The sequence below is a fragment of the Achromobacter sp. ES-001 genome (assembly GCF_019448355.1).
Taxonomy (GTDB): Bacteria; Pseudomonadota; Gammaproteobacteria; order Burkholderiales; family Burkholderiaceae_B; genus Achromobacter; species Achromobacter spanius_B.
The window spans coordinates 1,348,653-1,371,378 of record NZ_CP079940.1 but is presented as its reverse complement, the minus strand read 5'-3'; the positions used below and the strand labels follow the sequence as shown (position 1 = coordinate 1,371,378).

At 66.0% G+C, this 22,726-nt stretch carries 15 protein-coding genes; 3 read left to right on the top strand and 12 right to left on the bottom strand.

Translation table 11 applies throughout. From position 1 onward, the window contains the following. Positions 1 to 13 precede the first annotated feature (13 nt). The 12 genes from KYT87_RS06105 to KYT87_RS06050 form a co-directional block, all read right to left on the bottom strand. The gene (locus KYT87_RS06105) at positions 14 to 778 is read right to left on the bottom strand and encodes a phosphatase PAP2 family protein (protein ID WP_104142959.1); all 765 of its coding nucleotides are present in this window, start codon (positions 776 to 778) and stop codon (positions 14 to 16) included. A 7-nt stretch (positions 779 to 785) separates the two neighbouring features. Then, on the bottom strand, positions 786 to 1,586 hold the full coding sequence (locus KYT87_RS06100) for a metallophosphoesterase (RefSeq protein WP_219991851.1): 801 nt from the start codon (positions 1,584 to 1,586) through the stop codon (positions 786 to 788). After that, the gene (locus KYT87_RS06095; RefSeq protein WP_162941164.1) at positions 1,583 to 2,557 is read right to left on the bottom strand and encodes a diacylglycerol kinase family protein; all 975 of its coding nucleotides are present in this window, start codon (positions 2,555 to 2,557) and stop codon (positions 1,583 to 1,585) included. Before KYT87_RS06095 ends, KYT87_RS06100 begins: the two co-directional genes overlap by 4 nt. 97 nt (positions 2,558 to 2,654) lie before the next feature. Then, positions 2,655 to 4,454: a gamma-glutamyltransferase family protein gene (locus KYT87_RS06090; protein ID WP_219991850.1), complete on the bottom strand. Its 1,800-nt coding sequence runs from the start codon at positions 4,452 to 4,454 to the stop codon at positions 2,655 to 2,657. Between the two features lie 84 nt (positions 4,455 to 4,538). Beyond that, a complete protein-coding gene (locus KYT87_RS06085) occupies positions 4,539 to 6,041 on the bottom strand; it encodes an ABC transporter substrate-binding protein (protein ID WP_046802531.1) in 1,503 nt (500 codons plus the stop codon). A 129-nt stretch (positions 6,042 to 6,170) separates the two neighbouring features. After that, the gene (locus tag KYT87_RS06080; protein WP_219991849.1) at positions 6,171 to 7,067 is read right to left on the bottom strand and encodes a LysR family transcriptional regulator; all 897 of its coding nucleotides are present in this window, start codon (positions 7,065 to 7,067) and stop codon (positions 6,171 to 6,173) included. Further along, positions 7,048 to 7,743: a metalloregulator ArsR/SmtB family transcription factor gene (locus tag KYT87_RS06075; RefSeq protein WP_120154213.1), complete on the bottom strand. Its 696-nt coding sequence runs from the start codon at positions 7,741 to 7,743 to the stop codon at positions 7,048 to 7,050. Before KYT87_RS06075 ends, KYT87_RS06080 begins: the two co-directional genes overlap by 20 nt. 167 nt (positions 7,744 to 7,910) lie before the next feature. Then, positions 7,911 to 9,437 (bottom strand): efflux transporter outer membrane subunit, encoded by a 1,527-nt coding sequence (locus tag KYT87_RS06070; RefSeq protein ID WP_255593956.1) that lies wholly within the window; start codon positions 9,435 to 9,437, stop codon positions 7,911 to 7,913. A gap of 10 nt (positions 9,438 to 9,447) precedes the next feature. Next, positions 9,448 to 12,549, bottom strand: coding sequence for a MexW/MexI family multidrug efflux RND transporter permease subunit (locus KYT87_RS06065; protein ID WP_219991848.1), 3,102 nt, complete (start codon positions 12,547 to 12,549; stop codon positions 9,448 to 9,450). Then, positions 12,546 to 13,673 carry an efflux RND transporter periplasmic adaptor subunit gene (locus KYT87_RS06060; protein WP_219991847.1) on the bottom strand — a complete coding sequence of 376 codons (1,128 nt, stop codon included), beginning with the start codon at positions 13,671 to 13,673 and terminating at the stop codon, positions 12,546 to 12,548. The genes KYT87_RS06065 and KYT87_RS06060 overlap by 4 nt, the downstream gene beginning before the upstream one ends. 201 nt (positions 13,674 to 13,874) lie before the next feature. Next, complete coding sequence (locus tag KYT87_RS06055) at positions 13,875 to 15,845, bottom strand: choline BCCT transporter BetT (RefSeq protein WP_104142947.1); 1,971 nt, start codon at positions 15,843 to 15,845, stop codon at positions 13,875 to 13,877. Between the two features lie 161 nt (positions 15,846 to 16,006). Then, a complete protein-coding gene (locus tag KYT87_RS06050) occupies positions 16,007 to 16,675 on the bottom strand; it encodes a TetR/AcrR family transcriptional regulator (protein WP_046802525.1) in 669 nt (222 codons plus the stop codon). 193 nt (positions 16,676 to 16,868) lie between these two features. On the opposite strand from KYT87_RS06050, the gene KYT87_RS06045 reads away from it, so the two are divergent. From KYT87_RS06045 to KYT87_RS06035, 3 genes are read left to right on the top strand one after another with little or no spacing between them, the layout of a single operon-like run. After that, positions 16,869 to 17,996 carry an efflux RND transporter periplasmic adaptor subunit gene (locus KYT87_RS06045; RefSeq protein ID WP_219991846.1) on the top strand — a complete coding sequence of 376 codons (1,128 nt, stop codon included), beginning with the start codon at positions 16,869 to 16,871 and terminating at the stop codon, positions 17,994 to 17,996. Continuing rightward, positions 17,993 to 21,157, top strand: a complete 3,165-nt coding sequence (locus KYT87_RS06040; RefSeq protein ID WP_046802523.1) for an efflux RND transporter permease subunit — start codon at positions 17,993 to 17,995, stop codon at positions 21,155 to 21,157. The genes KYT87_RS06045 and KYT87_RS06040 overlap by 4 nt, the downstream gene beginning before the upstream one ends. Beyond that, complete coding sequence (locus tag KYT87_RS06035) at positions 21,157 to 22,668, top strand: efflux transporter outer membrane subunit (protein WP_255593952.1); 1,512 nt, start codon at positions 21,157 to 21,159, stop codon at positions 22,666 to 22,668. Before KYT87_RS06040 ends, KYT87_RS06035 begins: the two co-directional genes overlap by 1 nt. The last annotated feature ends 58 nt before the right edge of the window (positions 22,669 to 22,726 follow it).

Genomic DNA, 22,726 nt, shown 5'->3' with positions numbered 1-22,726 from the left:
GCAGCGCCGGCTGCTACGCCTCTTGTTGTGCCCGGCCTGATCGGCAATAGCGTTCGGCCAGGGCTACGCACAGCGCCAGCCACGCCAGCGTGACGGCAAAGCCTGCCACCACGTCGCTGGCGAAATGCACTTGCAGCAAGATGCGGCTAAGGCCGATGGCCATGATCAGCGCACCCGCCGCCGCCACGCACGGCCAGCGCCACTGGGCCGGCGCCAAGCGCCACACCAGGTAGCAGGCGGTGCCGTAGACCGCCATCGCCGCCGACGCATGGCCGCTGGGAAAGCTCCAGCCCGCCGCTGCCGCGAAGCCGTGATCGTGCACCGGCCGCACGCGTTCAAAGCTGTGCTTGAGCACCCAATTCAGCGCGCCGCCCAAGCCCGTGGCAAGCGCGCAGAACACGGCCAGGCGCCACCACCCTGTCCACAGCAGGTAAAGCGTCATCAACACGCTGAGCACGGTCAGGAAATTGCGGTCGCCCAGATACGTGAACCACGACAGCAGCCACAGCAGCGACGCGTTCATCGACATGCTCAATGCCTCGGCCAATGCGCCATCGAAGGCCACCACATCGCCCTGGCTATGCACCGCCCACGCCAGCACTCCAAAGATGGCCAACGCCAACATCACGCCTGCCGCGATGGCGCCGCGCCGGGTGTTGGTCGGCTGGCCCGCCACGATACGGACCGTGAGCAGCGCCAAGGCGCCCGTCAATAACGGCAACGCAATAAACAATTCCAGGGCATGGGCCGCAGCCCATTGCGCGTACGAATCTGTCATGGCGCGGTCACCGCTCGACCGTGCTGACCAGCGTCTTGTCGACCGGTGCGAACACGTGGGTGGCCTCGGCATAGTCCCAGCGTTCGACATGGCACATCTGCTGGTCGCCCTCGCCTTCTCGCGTGATCACGTTGATGGAATTGGGCACGCTGCCACGCACCCGGCTTGAGCATGCCGTGCCCGCCTGCACGATCCAGCCCGCCGGCTTGCCCGCCGCCGACAGCGGCAGCACATAAGGCAAGTGAATATGCCCACCCAATACCAGATCAATACCCGACTGCGCCCAGGCCGCCAGCGCACGTTCGCGCCCGTTAAGCAGGTTGGACAGGTCGGATTCCACCTTGGCGCGCACCGGATGATGCGCGACGACCACCCGCAATTGCCCAGGGCGCGCCTGCCGCAGCCGCTGCGCCACGCGCGCGATCTGTGCGTCGGAAATCTCGCCGTCCTTGTGGCGGCGCGGCCGCGTGGTGTTCACGCCAATGGCCAACAGACCGGCGTTTTCGAACACTGGCTCCAGCACCGCGCCCAGCGCCCGCTTGTAGTTGCCGTAAGGATTCAGCGCGCGTGCAAACACGTTGATCAGCGGTATGTCGTGGTTGCCCGGCACGGCCAGCACGGGCAGCGACAGGCGTTCGATGAACTTGCGCGCCGCCGCGAATTGCCCGCGCCGCGCGCGCTGCGTGATATCGCCGCTTAGCACGACCAGATCCGGGTTCAGAGATCGCGCCAGGTCCAGCGCGGCCTCGACGACAGGTTTGCGCTCGGTGCCGAAATGCGTGTCGGACAGTTGCAATATCCGCGTCATGAGCGATCCAGGTATTGCGAGTCCGCGGGCACCACCAGCGGCAGCCTGTCGTCGGCCACCTTGAATTCCAGCGGGGTGTTCATCCAGGAAATCTCGCCGTCCATCGCGACCTTGACCCGATGGCGCCCCCGGATGCGCACCGTCATGCGATGAAAGCCGAAGCTGATGACGTGCTCGGCCTCGCCCAGGCGGCTGAAAAGGCCACGCACCAGCAGGCCGTAAAGCGCCAGCGTGCCGACCGGTTTAACCGTCATGGCCACCAGCCGGTCACGATCCAGATCCTGGGATTCGATGCCGACGTGTTCCAGCTGCAACTTGTTGTTGCCCACCACCAGCGTCGGTGTGCGCAGGTCGCTTACCTGGCCCTTTTCTTCCAGTTGCAGCCGCAATTGACGCGGCGCTCGCAGCAGGGTCACCACGCCCGACCACAACGCCACCAGCCGGCTGCGGCCAAAGCGCTGCTTGTAGGCCTCGCGGTCTTCCAGCAGCGTGGGATACAGCCCCAGGCTGGCGTTGACAAGGAACGGCCGGCCGTTCAGCTGGCCGACGCGTACCGGCTCGATATGGCCTTGCAGAAAGCCGCGCAGCGCAACGTCGGTGTCTTGCGAGATACCGTAGGCACGCCCGAAGTAATTGAACGTGCCTTGCGGCAGGATGCCGAACGGCACGCCCTTGCCCAGCACGGTGGCCGCCACCGCGTTCAGCGTGCCGTCGCCGCCCGCCGCGATGACGACGCCTTGCTCGTCTTGCGCGCGCTTGACGGCGGACTGCGCCGTTTCGGTAAGGCGGGTGGGGTCGTCCACCGGCATCAGCGTGTAACGCCTGCCCGCTTCATCAAGAATGCCGCGGATGGTGTCTTGCAGGACCTGCGCGTCGCCGCGCCCCGATCCTGTATTGAGGACGATGAATAGCGGCTCTTGTCCCGTCAGGGATTGCGCTTCGGTGCCTGGGCGCTGGTCGGATGAAGTCATGGGAGAAAGATAGCCCATGCCGGTAAAACGCCGCAAGGCGGCATGCGCGCCCGGTCCGAATCAACGGGCCTCGCGCGGCCAGGCCCGTCCCCCAGGATCAACGGCCGACGGCGTACGCCTGCATCAGGCGCGGCGTTGCGGCTGCATGTAGCAGCCCGTCTTCATCGCGCGAGGCCGCCGTCAAGCGGCCAACCGACCACTCCGGCAATTCCTCGATTTGATGACCGCGTTGACGCAGGCCGTCGATCACGTCGGCGCCAAAGCTTGCCTCCAGCGCCAGATGGCCCGGCTTGCGATCACGCGGATAAAACGATGTCGGGAAGTGCATGGTGTGCGACATCGGCAGGTCGATGGCTTCCTGCAGATTCAGCCCGTGATGCACGTGACGCAGGAAGAACAGCAACTGCCATTGTTCCTGCTGATCCCCGCCCGGCGTGCCGAAGGCCAGGTACGGCTTGCCATCGCGCAGCGCCAAAGACGGCGTCAGCGTCGTGCGCGGGCGCTTGCCCGGCGCCAGCGTGCCCGGCAAGCCCTCTTCCAGCCAGAACATCTGCGCGCGCGTGTTCAGGCCAAAGCCCAGTTCGGGTATCACCGGCGACGACTGGAACCAGCCGCCCGACGGCGTGGCCGAAATCATGTTGCCCCAGCGATCGATCACATCCACATGCGTCGTGTCGCCGCGCTTGGCCGATGCGCGCATATCGGCCAGCGTGGGCTCGTTGGTGGCGCTGCCAGGCGCGGACACCGGGGACAGGCGTTCCAGCGTGTCCATCACGCGCGCCACCTGCGCCTCGAAGCCAGGCACCTGGCCGGGCAAGAGATCGTGCGAGGCCGTCTCGCCGATCAATGCGCGGCGCTCGTCGTTGTAGGCGTCCGACAGCAGGTGCGCCAGCGGCACGTCGATGAAAGCCGGGTCGCCGTAATAGGCTTCGCGGTCGGCGAAAGCCAGCTTCATCGCCTCGGTAACGCGGTGGATGAATTCAACGCTGTTCGGCCCCACGCCCGCCAGGTCCATGTTCTTCAACAACGCCAGCGTTTGCAGGAATACCGGGCCCTGGCTCCAGGCGCCGGCCTTGGCGACCGTGTAGCCGTGGTAGTCGTAGGTCAGCGGCGTGTCGTAGCTGGCCGACCAGCCGGCCAGATCCTCGGCCGTGATGACGCCTCGGTGCGTCGCGCCGCTTTCGTCCATGACGTCGGTATTGCGCGCGAATCGGTCGATTTCCTCGGCGATGAAGCCCCGGTAGAAGGCGTCCCGCGCCGCCTCGATCTGGCGTTCGCGGTCAGCGCCCACGCTCTCCGCCTCTTTCAGCACGCGTGTCCACGTGCGCGCCAAGGCCGGATTGCGAAACAGCTTGCGCGCTTCGGGCACCTTGCCGCCGGGCACGTAGACCGCCGCGGTAGTGGGCCAATGGGTTTCAAAGAAATCCTTCAGGCCCGCGATGGTGTTGGAGATGCGCGGCATCAGCGCATGGCCGTGCTCGGCGTAATAGATGGCCGGTTCCAGCACATCGCGCACGCGCATCGTGCCGTGGTCGCGCAGCAGCAGCATCCAGGCGTCGAACGCGCCGGGGATCACGGTGGCCAACAGGCCGTTGCCCGGAATCAGCTTCAGCCCTTCGGCGCGGTATCGCTCAAGCGTGGCCGCCGCCGGCGTCGTGCCCTGCCCGCACAGCACTTCCAGCTTGCCCGTGCGCGCCGAATAGAAAATGGCCGGCACTTCGCCGGCGGGGCCGACCAGATGCGGCTCAACCACTTGCAGCACGAAGGCCGACGCCGCGCAGGCGTCAAACGCGTTGCCGCCACGTTCCAGCAGCGACATGCCGGTCGCGCTGGCCAGCCAATGGGTAGAGGTCACGACACCAAAGGTGCCAAGGATTTCCGGGCGAGTCGTAAACATGATGCTTCCTGTAGCGGCGGCGCACGCCGCCCGCAAGTAAGAAAAACGGGATCCGATTCCGGATCCCGTCGTTGGCCGCCCGGCTTACTTCTTGGCGACGGTCACGCCCTTCAGGCGGATCAGGCCATCGGGGTAAGGCACAAAGCCTTCAACCTTCTTTTGCACGCCGAAGGTCCACGGCAGATAGAACAGGTAAACGATGGGGCGCTGGTCCTGCATGCTGGTCAGCACCTGGTCGTACAGCGCGCGGCGCTTGGCCGTGTCGGCCTCGCCGCGCGCATCGTTCAGCAGCTTGTCCACGCCTGCGTCGCAGAACTTGCCGTCGTTCAGGTTGCCCTTGCAGCTGACGTATTGATGGATATTGCCGCTGGGATCGACCCGGCCCGACCAACCGCTTTGGCCCACTTCAAAGTCGCCGCGCGCCAGCGACGATTGCAACGACGCGAATTCCACCGGACGCAACGTGATGTCGAAACCGGCTTCGGCACCCATGGCCTGCACCAGTTCGAACACTTGCTGCATGGTCGTATTGTTGCCGAAGGTGATTTCGAACTTCACGCGGTCATAGCCGGCTTCCTTCAACAACGCCTGCGCCTTCTTCGGGTCGCGGCCCTTGTGTTCGAAAGCGGTGTTGTAGGCAAAGCTGGCGGGCGGGAACGGCTGGTAGGCGGGTTGGAACATGCCTTCACCGATCACCTGGTTCAGCACGTCGCGGTCAATGGCCAGGTCCAGCGCCTGACGCACGCGCTTGTCCTTGGCCAGCGGGTTGTTGGCGCGCGCGCCATTGCCCAGGTTGACCGAGATCGACTGGAAGCCCAGGCCCGTCACCGGAGCAAGGCGCAGGTTGCCGTCGTCCTTGACCGCCTTGGCGTCGCTGGGCGCCACGCGTTCGATGATGTCCAGGTCACCGGCGCGCAGATTGTTCAGGCGCACGGTGTTGTCGGGGATCGGCGTGTAGACCAGACGGTCGAAATGGAAGTTGGCGGCGTCCCAGTACTTGGGAAATTTCTCCAGCACGATGCGGTCGTTCTGCACGCGCTCCTTGAACTGATACGGGCCGGAACACACCGGCTTGCTGCCAGGATCCTTGTCGAAACTGGCCGGCGACATCATCATGCCCGCGCGGTCCGACAGTTGCGACAGCAGCGAGGCGTCGGGCTCGGACAGGGTCAGCACCACGGTGTTGGCATCGGGCGCGTCCACGCTGGCGACGGTGGCCAGTTCGCTCTTGCGGTTGCTGTCCGGCAGCGTGCGGGCGCGGTCCAGGTTGGCCTTGACCGCCGCGGCATTGACCGGCGTGCCGTCATGGAACACGGCATCGGTGCGCAGCTTGAACGTCAGCGTTTTGTTGTCCGGGCCGATCGTCCAGGACTGCGCCAACTGGGGCACGATCTTCAGGTCGGGGGTGATGTCGACCAGCTTGTCGCACAGCGAGGCAAAGACGATGCGGCCCACGAAGGTGCGCGCACGCACCGGGTCCAGCACGTCCGGGTCGTCTTGCAGACCGATACGCAGGGTGGACTGGGCTTGCGCCAGACCGCTGGCCAGCATTCCCGCCATGGCCATGGCGAGGCAAAGTTTACGCATGAGTGTTCTCCGTCGTTGCATCTGTGGAATTCTGCGCCAGGCGCGCGGCGATTGTATAGAGCGGCGGCTGTCTGGCTGCTAAACACGGCCCATGACCGGCCGCCTCGCGGACGCCGGGTGACTGGGCAATCAAGGCAGGCGGCAAGGGGCGGAAAAGTCCACCGCCGCCGTCACGGACTCGCGCAGCCGGGCAACCAGCGGGCGCGCGTCGTCGCGCCGGTACTGGAACGAATACGGCAAGGCGGCCGGTTCGGGGTCGCCTTGCAGCACGCGCAAGCTGCCTTCCGCTTGCAGGGCCTGGGCCCAGTGTTCGGGTATCAGCCCTATCCCGGTGCCTTCGATCAGCAGGCCGACAATGGCCCCCCAGTTGTTGCAGCAGAGCCGTTCGCCCGCGGCATCGCGCCCGGCCAGCCAGTCATCGATGATGCGGGTCGTGCCCGCGCCGGCCGGCAACGTCACCAGCGGCAGGCGGGCCAGCAGCGCGGGCGTCATGCGGGTGTCCGAGCCCAAGGCGGCGGGCGCCGCCGCCCAGGCAAAGCGGGCCTGGCCGATCGGAGTCGAGGCGATATTCGCTCGCGAAGACCGGCCGGCGATGACGGCAAAATCCAGCTCGCCATCGGCCACGCGCTGCTCCAGCACCTGCCCGATGTCCACATACGGCTCCAGCACCAGGTCGGGATAGGCGGCCCGCACCACGCCGATCAGGCGTGGCAGCCAGGTCAGGGCGGTCAATTCGCCCACGCCGAAGCGGCAGCGGCCGCGCAGCCCGGGGGTTTCCGCCATGGACGCCCGCACCTGGTCGGCGGCGGCCAGCAATTCCCGCGCCTGCGGCACAAGGCGCTGGCCGGCGTCGGTCAGCGCGGCCTTATGGCCGCTGCGGTCAAACAACGGCCGGCCCAGCGCGTCCTCAAGTTCGGTGATGCGTTTGGATAGGGACGACACCGACAGGTGCAGCCGTTCAGCGGCCACGGCAAAGCTGGCGCAGGTAGCGGCCCAGTAGAACGCTTCAAGTTGCTTGAGAGTCATGCGCGGATTGTAGGGCGGGCCCTTGCTGGCGCACGCGGTAGGCGCAGCGGCGCGCGCCGCTCAGGATATGTTCTTCGCGATCCACCTGCACGTCCGTGCCCAGCACTTTCCGAAACAGATCGAGCTCGCTGCGGCAAAAGCCCATACAGGCCTTGGCGGCTGAACAGATCGGACAGTGGTTTTCGATAAACAGGAAGTCGGCGCCGTCCTTGCGCAATTCGGCCATATAGCCTTCGGACGAGCGCACCTGCACCAGGCGGTCCAGGCGGGATGGCAGGTCGTGCGCGCCCGCCATCGCGCATTGGTAGCCTTCCAACATGGAGGCCTCGCGCGCCTGGATCAGCTTGTCCACGCCGTCCTCGCCGAACACCTGGCGCACGGCCCCGATCATCTGCACCGTCATTTCGGCGTGCGTGTCGGGAAAGCGGCCATGGCCGGCATCGGTCAGGAACCAGATCTGGGTAGGCCGGCCGCGCCCGGCGCTGTGGCTCTCGGAGTCGACCAGCCCGTCTGCATGCAGCCTCGTCATTTGCTGACGCACCGCTTCGGCGGTCACATCCATGGCCTTGGCGATGACCGCAACCGACTGCGGGCCGCGCGTCTTCAAGGTCATCAACACGCGGTCCGCCGGCTGATGCGGCATCCACGTGACGGGGTGGGACAGGCTGTCGGACATGGCGATAACGATACTCCGGGCGTAAGGTTCCTATGGTGCCATGAACTTGGCGGCCCATCAGCGGGTTGCATCAGCGCCGGCCTTCAGCGCCGGCCTCGGGAGCAACCTCCGGCTCCCACCTCCGGCGCCAAATTCAGCGCCTCAGGTCAGCGCCTCAGGTCATCGCCTCACATCGCCGCCTCCGCCTCCCAGCCGCCTCCCAGCGCCTTGTACAGCGCCACCAGACGGGTATAGGAATCCGTTTCGGCAACCGCCACGGCGTCCTGGGCGCGCAAAAGCGTACGCTGCGCGTCCAGCACCGTCAAATACGGCGCACTCCCCTCGCGATAGCGCAGCTGCGCCAGTTCCGCCGCGCGCCGGCTGTGCGCCGCCGCCTGCGCCAGATTGCCCATGCGCTGTTGGGTCTGGCCAAACTCGGTCAGCGCCGACTCCAGTTCTTGCACCGCTTGAAGCACCGTTTGCTGGTAGCGCGCCACCACCCCGTCGGCACGGGCGACGGCCGCGCGCTGTCTGGCCAGCGCCGTCGGCAGGTGCAAGGCCGGCCAGTTCACGCCCGATGCCACGCTGAACGCCCGGCTGGACGCCGCGCCGAAATCGGCACCACGCAACGCCACAAAACCCAGGAACCCGCCCAGGTCGATGCGGGGATAAAGCTCCGCCGTGGCTACTCCTATGTCTGCATTGGCGGCGGCCATATTGCGCTCGGCAGCGGCAACGTCCGGCCGACGCGACAGCAGCGCCGCCACGTCCCCGATCGGCAGGCGTGTCGCCAACGGGGTCAGCGGCTTGCCGGCATCCAGTTCAGCCAGTTCAACCGGGCGCAGCCCGGCCAATACCGCCAGCCGATACTGCGCCAGCCGCTTGGCCGTGACTTGCACGGGTACGCTGGCCTGCACGGTTTCCAGTTCGGCCCGCGCGCTGGCCAGATCGCCCTCGTCGCCCCGCCCGGCCTGCACCAGCGCCTGGGTCACACGCAGGCTGTCGCGCTGGCTTTCCAGGTTGGCGCGCGCCACGGCCAGGCGCTGCTCGGCGCCGCGCAGTTCGAAGTAATTGCGGGCAACCTCGGCCGCCACCACGATGCGCGTCTGGGCCAGATCCGCCGCCTGCGCCTGGCTGCGCGCCGCCGCGCCGTCGGCCGCTTGGCGTAGCCGCCCCCACAGGTCCAGTTCCCAGGTGGCGTCAAAACCGGCCCGATAACTTTGGGCCAGGTTGCGCTGCCCGGCCGTGCCCGCGTTGGCCTGCGACAGGCTGCGTTCATAGCGCCCGTCCAGCGTCACGGCGGGCAAGCGATCCAGTTCTTTTTCGTCCAGCACGGCGCGCGACTCCGCCAGGCGAGACTGGGCGATCCGGATGTCGTGATTACGGTTCAAGGCCAGGTCCACCAGCTGGTCCAGCTGGGGGTCTTGCAGTTGCTTCCACCAGTCGCGTTGCAGCGCGTCGGAGGAAAACAGCGCCTGCTCGGGGCTGGCCAGCACCACCGGCGCGTCCTGCGGGCGTTGGTAGTCGGGGCCCACGGCGCAGCCGGCCAACGCCAGCGCCAGTGCCAGTGCCAGCGCCAGCAGCGTTGATCGCGGCACGGCGCTCGGGCGGCGCGGACGTTCGAGTCCAAAGACGAAGGCGGGGAGAATCGCGCGTTGGGGGCCGGCACCGAGGGCCGGGCGGCGCAGCGGTGCGGATGCGGAAACTTCAATCATGGTTGGCTCCTTAATGCGAGATGGCAGCGCGGCCGTCTTCGGCTTGCGCCACGGCCAGTTCCCGCGCGCGCGGCGTGTCGCTGGCGGCGCGGTGGTCACGCGCGAGCACGGTGTAGACGGTGGGCAGCACGAACAACGTGAACAACGTGCCCACCAGCAATCCCACCACGATGACCAGGCCCAGGCTGTAACGGCTGTGCGCGCCCGCCCCCGTGGCGAACAGCAACGGGATCAGCCCCATCACCATCGCCGCCGTCGTCATCAGGATGGGACGCAAGCGGATGCGGGCGGCCTGCTCCATTGCCGCGCGCCGGTCGAGCCCGTGGCTGACCTGCATTTCGTTGGCGAATTCCACCATCAGGATGCCGTGCTTGCTGATCAGGCCGATCAGCGTCACCAGCCCGATCTGCGTATAGATGTTCACGGTGGCCATGCCCAGCGCCAGCGGAATCAGCGCGCCGCAGATCGACATCGGCACGCTGACCAGGATGATGAATGGGTCGCGCAGGCTTTCGTACTGCGCGGCCAGCACCAGATAGATGACGATGATGGCGAACAGAAACGTAATCATCAGTGCCGACCCTTCCTGGCTGAACTGGCGCGCATCCGATTGCCAGTCATAGCTGAAGCCGGCGGGCAGGTTTTTTGCCTGCTCCGACAGGAATGTCACCGCGTCGCCCATGGTGACGCCGGGCATCGGAATGGCCTGGAACGTGGCGGCGTTCAACTGGTTGAACTGCGTCAGCGAATTGGGCTCCACGCCCATGGAAACCGACACCAGGTTCGACAGGGGCACCTGCGCGCCGCTGGCGCTTTTGACGTGGAACTGCGCCAAGGCCTGTGGCGACATACGCAGATCGCGACGGCTTTGCGGAATGACGTCATACGAGCGCCCGTCCATGCCGAAGCGGTTGACATAGTTTTCGCCTACCAGCACCGCCAGCGTATCGCCGATGTCTTTCATGGTGACGCCCAGGCTGTTGGCCTTGGCGCGGTCCACCGTCAGTTGCACCACCGGGTTGTTGTAGTCCAGGTCGCTGTCCACCACCATGAACAGCCCGCTGGCCCGCGCGGCCTGCTTCAAGCTTTCCATGGCCTCGTAGACGACGCGGTAATCGGCCGCGCTCATCAGCACCATCTGCACGGGCAGGCCGCCCGTGGACCCGGGCAACGACGGCAACTGGAACGCAAAGATGTTGCTGCCTTCTACCTGATTGGCCAGCGATTGCATGTCGGCCGGGATGGCATCGGCGTTGCGCTTGCGGTCTTGCCAGTCCACGAAGTCCACACCGCCGATGCTGTTGGACACGCCGTCCGACCCGTTGATCAGCCAGCGCCCTTTTTGCTCGGGCACCGTCTTCATCACGTCGTCCCACTTCTTGCCGAACTTTTCTACGTAGTCGATATTGGCGTGCTGCGGCGACTTGATGGCGGTCAGCACGGTGGATTGGTCTTCGACCGGCGCCAGCTCGCGCTGCGCGGCGTTGTACAGGAACGGCAGGCTGACGAGCACCGCCACGGCGATCAGCCCCGTCACCCAACGATGCCGCAACGACACGTCCAGCACGCGCCCATAGGCCTTGCCCAGCCGGCCGAACATCAGCTCGGCGTTGCGCGCCATCTTGCCTTCCGACACGTCGCGGTTCAGCAGGAACGAACTCATGACGGGCGACAAGGTCAGCGCAATGACGCCGGACACCACCACCGCGCCGGCCAGCGTAAAGGCAAACTCCTTGAACAGCGACCCCGTCAGCCCGCCCATCAGCCCGATGGGCGCATACACGGCAGCCAGCGTGATGGTCATGGCGATCACCGGCCCGGCAACTTCTCGCGCGCCGATCAACGCCGCGCGCACGGGCGATTTTCCTTCTTCGATGTGTCGATGCACGTTTTCCACAACCACGATGGCGTCGTCCACCACCAGCCCAATGGCCAGCACCATCGCCAGCAAGGTCAGCAGGTTCACGCTGAAGCCGAACAGCGCCATGATGGCCGCCCCGCCCAGCATGGAAAGCGGGATGGTGACCACGGGAATCAGCACCGCGCGCAACGAACCCAGGCAAAGAAAGATCACCACCACGACAATGGCGATGGCTTCCAGCAACGTCTGCATCACGCCATCGATCGACGCGCTGATAAAGCGGGCCAGCTCGAACGGCACTTGCACGCTGGTGCCCGGCGGCAGGTTCTGCTTGATGTTGGGCAACAGTTCCTGCAAGCGCTTGACGATGACCAGCGGGTTACCCACAGGCGTGGCGTTCAAACCGAAGTACACGGCGGGTTCGCCGTCCATCAAGCCGCTGGAATCGGTGGATGCCGCGCCCAATTCCACGGTGGCCACGTCGCCCAGCCGCACGATGGCGTCGCCGTCACGCTTGACGACCAGGTCGCGAAATTGCGCCACATTGACCAGGTCGGTATTGACCTGGATGTTGGACACCACGTACAGGCCCTTGGCCTGGCCCGGCGCGGCCTGCACGTTGTTATCGCGCAGCGCCTGCGCCAGTTCGCCCGCCGAGATACCGCGCGCGGCCATGCGGTCCGGGTCCAGCCAGACGCGCATGGCCAGCTTTTGGCCGCCATACAGTTCCACACTGGCCACGCCGTCAATCGAGGACAGCTGCGGCTGCACCACGCGCGACAAATAATCGGTCAATGCCGCCAGCGACAGCGTCGAACTGGCAAACCCCACATAGGCGACGGCGGTCGCCTCGCCCGCCGACTTGACCAGCACGGGGTCGTACACGTCCTGCGGCAGCCGGTACTTCACCTCGTTGACCTTGGCCATCACTTCGGTCATGGCTTTGTTGGAATCGGCGTTCAACTTCATCCGCACCGTGATCACGCTGCGGCCCTGGGTGGACGAGGACGACAGGTAGTCGATGCCTTCCACCGTAGCGACTGATTGCGCGATGGGCTGCGTGACGAAACCTTGCATCAGGTCGGGCGAGGCGCCCGGGTATTGGGTGGTGATGGTGATGGTGGTGCTTTCGGTCAGCGGGTACTGCCGCACCGGCAGGCCGCTTAACGCCTTGATGCCCAGCAACAGGATCAGCGTGCTGACCACCAGCGCCAGCACGGGCCGGCGCACGAAAAGATCGGTAAATGTCATGATGCCTCCGCCGGTGCGCCCAACGCGACGGTGTCTGTGCCGGTCACGTCAACGGCCGCGCCGTTGTGCAGGCGCAGTTGGCCCGACGTCACCACCTGATCGCCCGCGTTCAGGCCTTCAGTGACAACGACCCGGCCATGCACGCGCTCGGCCGTCTTGACGTAGGCTTGCCGCACCGTGGCGGGCGTGTCGGGCGCGGCGGCCGCGCCCGGCTCGGGCGGCGTCAGCACGTAGACGGAATCGCCGTACGCGCTATAGCTGATGGCCGTTTCCGGCACCGTGATCACATCGGGCCGGTCGGGCAAACGGATGCGGCCGTGCGCGAACATGCCGGCGGCCAGCGCGCCATCGGCATTGAACAAGGTCGCCTGCACGCGCACGGTGCGCGATCCGGCGTCCACCTGCGGTTCCACGGTAGTGACCTGACCGGGAAATTGCCGGTCGGCATACGCATCCACCGTCACCGCCACCGTCTGGCCGGCGCGCACGGCGCCCAGCGCCTGTTCGGGCAGGGTGATATTTGCGTACAGCGTGGAAGCGTCGGTCAGCGACACCAGCGGATCGCCGGCGCGGGCGAACTGGCCCAGATGCACGCGGCGCACGCCCAACATGCCGTCGAACGGCGCCTTGACGCGCTTTTGCTCGATCAGCGCCTGTACGCGCCGGATATCGGCGGCGGCCTGGTCGTAATCCGCCTGCGCCTGATCCAGCTGTTCACGCGTGGCCGCCTGTTGCGGCAGTAGCCGGCGCGTGCGTTCCAACAAGGCGCGCGCATTGCGGGCCTGCGCCTCCAGCCGCGCCAGCTCGCCGCGTTCCGGCGCGTCGTTCATCTGCACCAGCAGTTGGCCGGCCTTCACCGTTTGGCCTGCCGTGAAAAGAATCTGCGTGACCCGGCCATCCACTTCGGCGGGCACCTGCACCTGGCGCGTGGCCTCTAACGAGCCGATGCCGGTCAGCGCCATCGGAAAGTCCGCCTGCACGGCGGGCGCCACCGCAACCTTGGCCGGCGCCATCGCCCACCCGCCCTGCTGCGGCGCGCGGCCCGCCTTCCACGCCCACCCACCTGCCAACGCCCCCGCCAGCACAAGGGCCCCTACGGCCCAGGCTCCAGATTTCGCCTTCATGATCTTCTCTTTATTTATCCAAGAATAAGCTTGGATAATCCTTGATTCGCCCCATTTCGTCAAAGTGGACATTGCAATACGCCGCATAGCGCGCCGCTATCGGCCTTCAGCGGCGGCACAGGGGCGAAAAAAAACCGCCAGACAAGGCTGGCGGTTTTCAGGGTTGGCGTGTCGGCCGGGCGGTAGGCGGCCGGCCGACGGTCAGGTGCGGACCATGTGCAGGTAATGGCGATGGCGTTCGTACTGGTCCAGGATGTCGCCGATGACGGCGTCGCGGCTCCAGCCCATGATGTCGTAGTCCTGCCCGCCTTCGCGCAGGTGGACTTCGGCGCGGAAGTACTTGCGTTCTTCTTCGTCGGCCGCTTCGTCGGGCGTCAGGCTGGGGCGCACGAACGCCTCGGGCTGCACGGCATACGAGAAGTCCAGGTGCTCGCCGTGCGAGACCTCAAGAATGGCGCTGCCGTCGGCCTCGACTTCGCGCACTTCTACCGCATAGCCCTGCTTGCGCAGTTCCTCGGCCACGTCGTCCAGCGCGGGCCGCACCACGTCGCTGATAAAGCGCTGCACGTGCGAGCGGCGCGGCATCATCACCATGTTGCGCAGCCGACGTTCCCACGATTGGCCGCCACGCGCGGGGCGCGACAAGGTCAAGGACTGATAGCGAATGCCGCGCTTGGTGGCGTCCAGTTTCAGCGCCTTGAACAGCCCCCACAGGGACAGCAGCAAGATGATGGAAAACGGCAGCGCGCTGGCGATGGTGGCCGTCTGCAAGGCGGTCAGCCCGTCGGCGAGCAACAGCGCGATGGCAACCGCGCCCATCAGCACCGACCAGAAAATACGCTGCCACACGGGCGTGCGGTCCGACCCGCCCGAGGCCAGCAGGTCAACCACCAGCGCGCCCGAGTCGGCGGAGGTTACGAAAAACACCGCAACCATCGCAATGGCCACCACCGACAGCACGCTGCTCCAGGGCAGATGTTCCAGGAAGGCGAACAGGGCCAGCGACGAATCGGCTTCGACCACCTCGGCCAGGCCCTGCACCTTGTCCACCAGGATCATGTGGATGGCCGTGTCGCCAAACACCGTCATCCAGAACAGGGTGAACCCCGCCGGCACAAGCAGCACGCCGGTGACGAATTCGCGGATGGTGCGCCCGCGCGAGATGCGCGCGATGAACAGGCCCACGAACGGCGACCACGCAATCCACCAGCCCCAGTAGAACAAGGTCCAGCCACCAATCCAGTCGGTGGGCTCGTAGGCATACAGGTTGAAGGTCTTGTTGACGATGTCGGACAGGTACGCGCCCGTGTTCTGCACGAAGGTCTGGAACAGGAACACGGTGGGGCCGACCACCAGCACGAACAGCAGCAACACGGCCGCCAGCACCAGATTGGTCTCGGACAGGATGCGGATGCCCTTGTCCAGACCGCTGGCCACCGACAGCGTGGCCAGGCCGCAAGTGACGACGATGAGGATGATCTGCGTCGTCACCCCCACCGGGACGCCGAACAGGTGGTTCAGCCCGCTGTTGATCTGCGCCACGCCCAGGCCCAGCGACGTCGCCACGCCCAGCACCGTGCCGATGATGGCGAAGATGTCGACGGCATGGCCGATGGGGCCGTGGATGCGGTTGCCGATCAGCGGATACAGGGCCGAACGCAGCGTCAGCGGCAGCCCATGGCGGTAGCTGAAGAACGCCAGGATCAGCGCCACCACCGCATAGATCGCCCACGCATGCAGGCCCCAATGGAAGAACGTGATCTTCATGGCCTCGCGCGCGGCGATGGCCGTGCCGCCCTCGCCGACCGGCGGCGACATGAAGTGCATCACCGGTTCGGCAACCCCGAAGAACATCAGGCCAATGCCCATGCCCGCGGAAAACAGCATCGCAAACCAGGTGAAATTGCGGTAATCGGGTTCGCTATGGTCCGGCCCGAGCTTGATGTCGCCGTAGCGGCTCAAGGCCAGGAACACCACGGCCAGCAAGATGATGGCCACGACCAGGATGTAGAACCAGCTGACGTTGCCCAGGATCCAGCCTTGCACGGATTCAAAAAGGCTTTGCGCACGCTCGGGCGCAAGAATCGCGAATCCGACCAACAACAGCGTGAAGATCGCCGCCGGGAAGAACACCGGGCGGTTGATGGTGGATGGTCGGGTTTCTGAAGACATGCAGCAGCTCCTTTCGCCCAGGGTTGCGAATTTCGGCGCCGGCCCCCTCAGCCCGACCGTTGCGCCGCGGTTATTACTATCACGGCCGGCATGCGGCTGACAATGTGTATCGGCGATCTGTATCGGTGATTCGTGGCCGCCATGCAGCGGCCAGGGCAAGGCTATCCGACCGAAGTTGGCGCCCCGGGCGGCAAGGCGGCGGGCGCCGCGTCGGGTTGCGAGTCACCAAACACCACCCGGCGGAAAAAACCGGCCAGCACGGCCTCGGTCATTTCCAGGCTCACGCCTTGCGGATCAAAGGCGTAGCTAAATTGCATGCCGTCCGACAGGGCCAGCAGCCCGATCGCCAATTGTTCGGCCGGCATGGGCAGCGGAGTGCCCACATGCGCGGAAAACTGGCGGACGTATTCCGTGGTGGCCGCGCGCAATTCGCGCAGGCAATCGGTAAAACCCACACGGAAATCGGGGTCGCGCGCGGCCTGGAGCTTGCCTTCCATCCAGAGCAGGAAGCAATCGTTTTCGCGGTGGTGCGTGCTGTAGTACTGCACAACGCTGGCTTCCATCTGCTGGCGCGTTTCGCCTTCTTCGAAGATGGCGCGCATGTCGGCCATCACTTTTTCGTGATCGCGCCTGAGCAATTGCAGGAAAAGTTCGGTCTTGCTGCCGAAATTGGAATAGAAGGCGCCGCGCGTGTACCCCGCCAGTTCGGCGATGTCCTCGACGCTGGCGGCCACGAAGCCCTTGGTAAGGAATACCGATTGCGCAGCGTCCAGCAGACGCTGACGCGTCTGGTCTCTGCTTTGCTCTCGGGTTAAGCGCACTTTTGACATGGCGGGAGTTTAGCACCGGCCACGATTTCAAATACAGCCTTGTATCCGAATACATATGCGCATTAGAATTCAGCCCGTATCGAGTTTGACTCGCCGATGCCTTCCCCTTTTTCGCCCCTATCGCGCCGCGAGGTATTTCGTGAATTTTCCTGGCTCCAGCCCACAACCGTCGGCGCGCCCCCTTGCCGCAACCGTGACAACGCCCGCTCCGTCCCCATGGACTCGCCGCATCACGCTGCCCGCGCTACTGGCGCTGGCACTGACCGTCTCGGCCTGCGGCCGCAAAGAAGAACCGGCCCCGGCGCCGCGTCCCGTGGTCGCCATGCCGACGCAGGCGGATGAACGGCTGCCGGCGTGGACGTTGCCGGGCGAAGTGCAGGCGCGCTACAGCACGCCGCTTTCCTTCCGCGTAGGCGGCAAGATCATCGAGCGGCAGGTTCGGCTGGGCGATAGCGTCGTGCCCGGCCAGGTCGTCGCCAAGCTCGACCCGGCCGACGCCACCAAGAACGCCGCGGCCGCCAAGGCCCAGTTGTCGGCCGCTCAGCATCAACTGGGCTACGCCCGCCAACAGTTGGACCGCGACCGCGCCCAAGCGCGCGAAAACCTCATCGCCGCCACCCAGCTGGAACAGACCCGCAACGCCTACGCCTCGGCCCTGGCCCAACGCGATCAGGCCGCCCAGCAGGCCGCGCTGTCGGCCGACCAGCTCAAGTACACGACGTTGCAGGCCGACCATGCGGGCGTCATCACCGCCGAACAGGCCGACACCGGGCAGAACGTGGCGGCCGGCACTCCCGTCTACCAGCTGGCCTGGGCAGGCGACATCGACGCCATTTGCGACGTGCCGGAAAGCGTACTGGCCGGTTTGACGATCGGCCAACGCGCCAACGTGACGCTGGGCCCGCTGCCCGGCCAGAACTTCACGGCCACGCTGCGCGAGATCGCGCCGGCCGCCGACCCGCAAAGCCGCACTTACCGCGTCAAGCTCACGCTGGAATCGCCGTCGCCGCAAGTGCGGCTGGGCATGACGGCCAACATCAGCTTCGACAATCACGGCGCGGCCGACCAGGCCACCTACACCGTGCCCGCCACCGCGCTATTCCATGACGGCAAGGACCCCGCCGTATGGATCGTCAAACCGAAGGAAGACACGCTGGAGCTGCGCCGCGTACAGGTGTTGCGCTTTGACGCGCGCACCGTAACGCTGACCGGCGGCGTGTCGGCGGGTGAACGCGTGGTCTGGCAAGGCGTGCACACCGTGACCGCCGGTGAAAAGGTGCGCCCCGTGGCGCCACTGCACGCCGAGGACTTCGCATCATGAGCGCACCCGCCGAAGATCCCGGCCACGATCACAAAGAAGGCAAGTTCAACCTGTCGGCCTGGGCGCTGCGCCACCAGCCGCTGGTCATTTTCCTGATCACGCTGGTCACGCTGTTTGGCGTGCTGTCGTATTCCAAGCTGGCCCAGTCCGAAGACCCCCCCTTCACGTTCCGCGTGATGGTCATCAAGACCTTATGGCCGGGCGCGACCGCCAAGCAGGTGCAGGAACAAGTCACCGACCGCATCGGCAAGAAGCTACAGGAGACCGCCAACACGGACTTTCTCCGCAGCTATTCCCGCCCCGGCGAATCGCTGATCTTCTACACCATGAAAGACTCGGCGCCCGCCAACACGGTGGCCGACCAGTGGTATCAGGTGCGCAAGAAGGTCGGCGATATCCAGGCCACGTTGCCGCAAGGCGTGCAAGGCCCGTTCTTCAACGACGAATTCGGCGACGTCTATACCAACATCTACACGCTGCATGGCGACGGCTTTTCGCCCGCGCAACTGCACGATTACGCCGACAATCTGCGCACCGTGCTGCTGCGCGTGCCGGGCGTGGCCAAGGTCGATTACTTTGCCGACCAGGCTGAACACGTGTATGTCGAAATCTCCAATACACAGCTAAGCCGTCTGGGCGTGACGCCTCAGCAGATCGCGCAGGCCATCAACACGCAAAACGCGGTGTCCAGCGCCGGCACCCTGACCACGGCCGACGACCGCATCTTCGTGCGGCCGACGGGGCAGTTCGAAAACAGCCGCGCGCTGGCCGACACGCTGATCCGCGTCAACGACAAGTCGATCCGCCTGGGCGACATCGCCACCATCCATCGCGGCTATGACGACCCGCCCACCGAGCAGATGCGCTTTAACGGCAACCCCGTGCTGGGCATCGGCATCACCATGCAACCGGGCCAGGACGTGGTGCGCCTGGGCGAAGCGCTGGACAAGACCTTTGACAAGCTCAAGGCGCAATTGCCCGCCGGCCTGACGCTGACGGAAGTGTCCAGCATGCCGGACGCGGTATCGGATTCCGTTGACGAATTCCTGCGTTCGGTGGCAGAAGCGGTTGCCATCGTGCTGATCGTCAGCCTGGTGTCGCTGGGCCTGCGCACCGGCATGGTCGTCGTGATTTCGATCCCGGTGGTGCTGGCCATCACCGCGCTGTTCATGGACATGTTCGGCATCGGCCTGCACAAGGTGTCGCTGGGCACCTTGGTGCTGGCGCTGGGCCTGTTGGTGGACGACGCCATCATCGCCGTGGAAATGATGGCGGTGAAGCTGGAACAGGGCTGGAGCCGCGCGCGCGCCGCCGCCTTCGCCTACACCAGCACCGCGTTTCCCATGCTGACCGGCACGCTGGTCACCGTGGCCGGCTTTCTGCCGATCGCGCTGGCCAAGTCCAGCACCGGCGAATACACGCGGTCCATTTTCCAGGTGTCGGCCATTGCGCTGATCACTTCGTGGTTTGCCGCCGTGGTGCTGATTCCGCTTCTGGGCTATCGGCTGCTGCCCGAGCGCAAGCGCGAAGCCCATCAGCCGCACGACCACGAACACGATATCTACAACACCCGCTTCTATCAGCGTCTGCGCGGTTGGGTGGCGTGGTGCGTGGACCGCCGCTTCTGGGTGCTGGCGGGCACGGTGGTGATCTTCGTCGTGGCGATGGCGGGCTTCAAGCTTGTGCCCCAGCAGTTCTTTCCCAGCTCGGACCGTACCGAGCTGATGGTGGACGTGCGGCTGCAAGAGGGTGCGTCGTTCGCGGCCACGCTGCGCCAGGTCGAACGGTTGGAAAAAGCGCTGGAAGGCCGGCCCGAGATCGACCATTCGGTCAGCTTCGTGGGGACCGGCGCGCCGCGCTTCTACCTGCCGCTGGATCAGCAACTGCCCACGCCGAACTTCGGGCAGCTGGTCATCACCGCGCACTCCGTAGAAGAGCGCGAACAGCTGGCCCAGTGGCTTGAGCCCATGCTGCGTGAAAAATTCCCCGCCATACGCACCCGCCTGTCGCGCCTGGAAAACGGCCCGCCCGTCGGCTATCAGGTGCAGTTTCGCGTCAGTGGAGACAAAATCTCGGAAGTGCGCGCGGTGGCGGAAAAGGTCGCCGCCGAAGTGCGCGCCGACACGCGCTCGGTGAACGTGCAATTTGATTGGGACGAACCCTCGGAACGCTCGGTGCGATTCGACATCGACCAGCAAAAAGCGCGCGAGCTGGGTATCAGCGCCAGCGATGTGTCCGACTTTTTGGCGATGACGCTGTCGGGCTACACCGTGACGCAATACCGCGAACGCGACAAGCTGATCAATGTCAGCCTGCGCGCGCCGAAAGAAGAACGCGTGGACCCCGCCCGCATCGCCACGTTGGCCATGCCCACGCCCAACGGCCCCGTGCCCTTGGGCAGCCTGGGCCAGGTGCACTATGACCTGGAATACGGCGTCATCTGGGAACGCGACCGCCAGCCCACCATTACGGTGCAGGCGGATGTGACCAGCGGCGCGCAAGGCATCGACGTCACCCACGCCATCGACAAGAAGCTGGACGCCATCCGCGCGGACCTGCCGGTGGGCTACCGCATTGAAGTGGGCGGCCCGGTCGAGGAAAGCGGCAAAGGTCAATCGTCCATCAACGCGCAAATGCCGCTGATGGCGGTGGCGGTGCTGACGCTGTTGATGGTGCAGCTGCAAAGCTTCTCGCGCGTGCTGATGGTGGTGCTGACCGCGCCGCTGGGCCTGATCGGCGTGGTGGCGGCGTTGCTGCTGTTCGGCAAACCATTCGGCTTCGTGGCCATGCTGGGCGTCATTGCGATGTTCGGCATCATCATGCGCAACTCGGTGATTTTGGTGGACCAGATCGAGCAGGACATCCTGAACGGCCACAAGCGCGTGGACGCCATCGTGGGCGCCACCGCGCGGCGTTTCCGCCCCATCGTGCTGACCGCCGCCGCCGCCGTGCTGGCGTTGATTCCCCTGCTGCGCAGCAACTTCTTCGGCCCGATGGCCACGGCCTTGATGGGCGGCATTACCAGCGCCACGGTGCTGACGCTGTTCTTCCTGCCGGCCTTGTACGCGGCATGGTTCCGCGTGCGCCATGACGAGCGCGACGAGCCCGAAGGCGTGCCGCCCGGCGCCAACGCGGCCGATACGCTGCAACGAGGAGCCTGATGATGAAGTCCCATCCCACACGTTATTCCAGGCTGCCGCCGGCGCGGACCTTGTTGCGGCCCTTGTTGCGGCCCCTGTTGCCGGCTCTGTCGCTGGCCTTGAGCGCCTGCGCGTTCGCCCCGGACAGCAAGCCCCCGGCAACCGCCTCGCCCCCGCAATACGGCGTAGAAGCCCCGCCCCCGCAGGGCGCCACGGCCCAGGGCGTCGCGCAGCAATTCGAACAGGGCGCGCGGCCCGTGCCCGAGTGGTGGAAGCGCTATGGTTCCGACGCGCTGAACGCCCTGGTGCAGGAAGGGCTGGCCAACAGCCCGAACCTTGCCGCCGCCGAACGCAACCTGGCCGGCGCGCGCGAACAACTGCGCGCGCAGGTCAATTCATCACTGCTGCCGTCGGTGGACGCGGGCGCAAGCGGCACGCGCAACCGCGCACTGACCATGCCCGATCTGCCCGAGTCCACGGCGCTCTACAACGTGTTCACCGGCCAGATCCAGGCCACTTACGACCTGGACCTGTTCGGCGCGGCGCGTTTCGCCAACGCGTCCCTGGCGGCGCAGGTTGAGCAGCAGGCGTTCCGGCTGGAATCGGCCCGGCGGTCGCTGGCCGGCAATATCGTCACCGGCGCCATCACGTCGGCCTCGCTGGCCGAACGCGTGGCGCTGACCGAAAAGCAGGTGGTGCTGCTGCGGCAAGTGGCGCGCGATACGCAGCGCCGCTACGAATTGGGCTCCGCTTCGCAAAACGATGCGCTGGACGCCGACCAGGACGCCGCCACGCTGGAAGCCTCGCTGCCCGGCCTGCGCGCGCAATGGCAGGCCACGCGCCACGCGCTGGCCGTGCTGTTGGGCCGCCGCCCGGACCAGGCGCCGGACGACCTGGCATTCAGCACGCTGGCCGTGCCGCCGCAGGTGCCGGTGGTAGTGCCGTCCGAGCTATTGGCGTCGCGCCCCGACATCCTGGTGGCGGACGCCGTGGTGCAGGCCGCGTCGGCCGACGTGGGCGTGGCCACCGCACAGCTGTTCCCCAGCCTGTCGTTGTCCGCGTCGATGGGCAAGGGCGGCTTCAGCTGGCCGGCCGCGCTGTCCGGCGCGGGGTCGATCTGGGCGATTGGCGCGTCCTTGACGCAGCCCATTTTCCACGGCGGCGCCTTGCTGGCCGAGCGCCGCGCCGCTAAAGAACGCTACGAAGCGGCGGTGCTGCAATACAAGCAAACGGTACTGACGGCGTTCCAGGACGTGGCCGACACCCTGGCGCGCCTGGACGCGGACGGGCAGGCACTGGCCTCGGCCGAGGCCTCGCGGCGCGCGGCCGAACAGTCTTACCGCAACACGGCCAGCCGCGTGCGCCTGGGTGCGCTGGCGCCCTATACCGAATACGCGGCCGAACAGCATTACGTGGCCGCGCGCCTGCGCGAACTGGAATACGCCAACGCCCGGCTGACGGAAACAGCGGCGCTGTTCCAGGCCATGGGGTCACCCACCCGCGCGCCGGAGGTGGCTGCCGGCCAACTCTGAACTGCTTGCTGTTGAACGGACGACGCTGGCCCCCGCGATGGATTCGCGGGGGCTTTTT

Excerpts from the sequence above, each read along its gene's own strand:
- KYT87_RS06105 (WP_104142959.1), bottom strand. The coding sequence starts at position 778 with ATGACAGATTCGTACGCGCAATGGGCTGCGGCCCATGCCCTGGAATTG.
- KYT87_RS06100 (WP_219991851.1), bottom strand. The coding sequence starts at position 1,586 with ATGACGCGGATATTGCAACTGTCCGACACGCATTTCGGCACCGAGCGC.
- KYT87_RS06095 (WP_162941164.1), bottom strand. The coding sequence starts at position 2,557 with ATGACTTCATCCGACCAGCGCCCAGGCACCGAAGCGCAATCCCTGACG.
- KYT87_RS06090 (WP_219991850.1), bottom strand. The coding sequence starts at position 4,454 with ATGTTTACGACTCGCCCGGAAATCCTTGGCACCTTTGGTGTCGTGACC.
- KYT87_RS06085 (WP_046802531.1), bottom strand. The coding sequence starts at position 6,041 with ATGCGTAAACTTTGCCTCGCCATGGCCATGGCGGGAATGCTGGCCAGC.
- KYT87_RS06080 (WP_219991849.1), bottom strand. The coding sequence starts at position 7,067 with ATGACTCTCAAGCAACTTGAAGCGTTCTACTGGGCCGCTACCTGCGCC.
- KYT87_RS06075 (WP_120154213.1), bottom strand. The coding sequence starts at position 7,743 with ATGTCCGACAGCCTGTCCCACCCCGTCACGTGGATGCCGCATCAGCCG.
- KYT87_RS06070 (WP_255593956.1), bottom strand. The coding sequence starts at position 9,437 with ATGATTGAAGTTTCCGCATCCGCACCGCTGCGCCGCCCGGCCCTCGGT.
- KYT87_RS06065 (WP_219991848.1), bottom strand. The coding sequence starts at position 12,549 with ATGACATTTACCGATCTTTTCGTGCGCCGGCCCGTGCTGGCGCTGGTG.
- KYT87_RS06060 (WP_219991847.1), bottom strand. The coding sequence starts at position 13,673 with ATGAAGGCGAAATCTGGAGCCTGGGCCGTAGGGGCCCTTGTGCTGGCG.
- KYT87_RS06055 (WP_104142947.1), bottom strand. The coding sequence starts at position 15,845 with ATGTCTTCAGAAACCCGACCATCCACCATCAACCGCCCGGTGTTCTTC.
- KYT87_RS06050 (WP_046802525.1), bottom strand. The coding sequence starts at position 16,675 with ATGTCAAAAGTGCGCTTAACCCGAGAGCAAAGCAGAGACCAGACGCGT.
- KYT87_RS06040 (WP_046802523.1), top strand. The coding sequence starts at position 17,993 with ATGAGCGCACCCGCCGAAGATCCCGGCCACGATCACAAAGAAGGCAAG.
- KYT87_RS06035 (WP_255593952.1), top strand. The coding sequence starts at position 21,157 with ATGATGAAGTCCCATCCCACACGTTATTCCAGGCTGCCGCCGGCGCGG.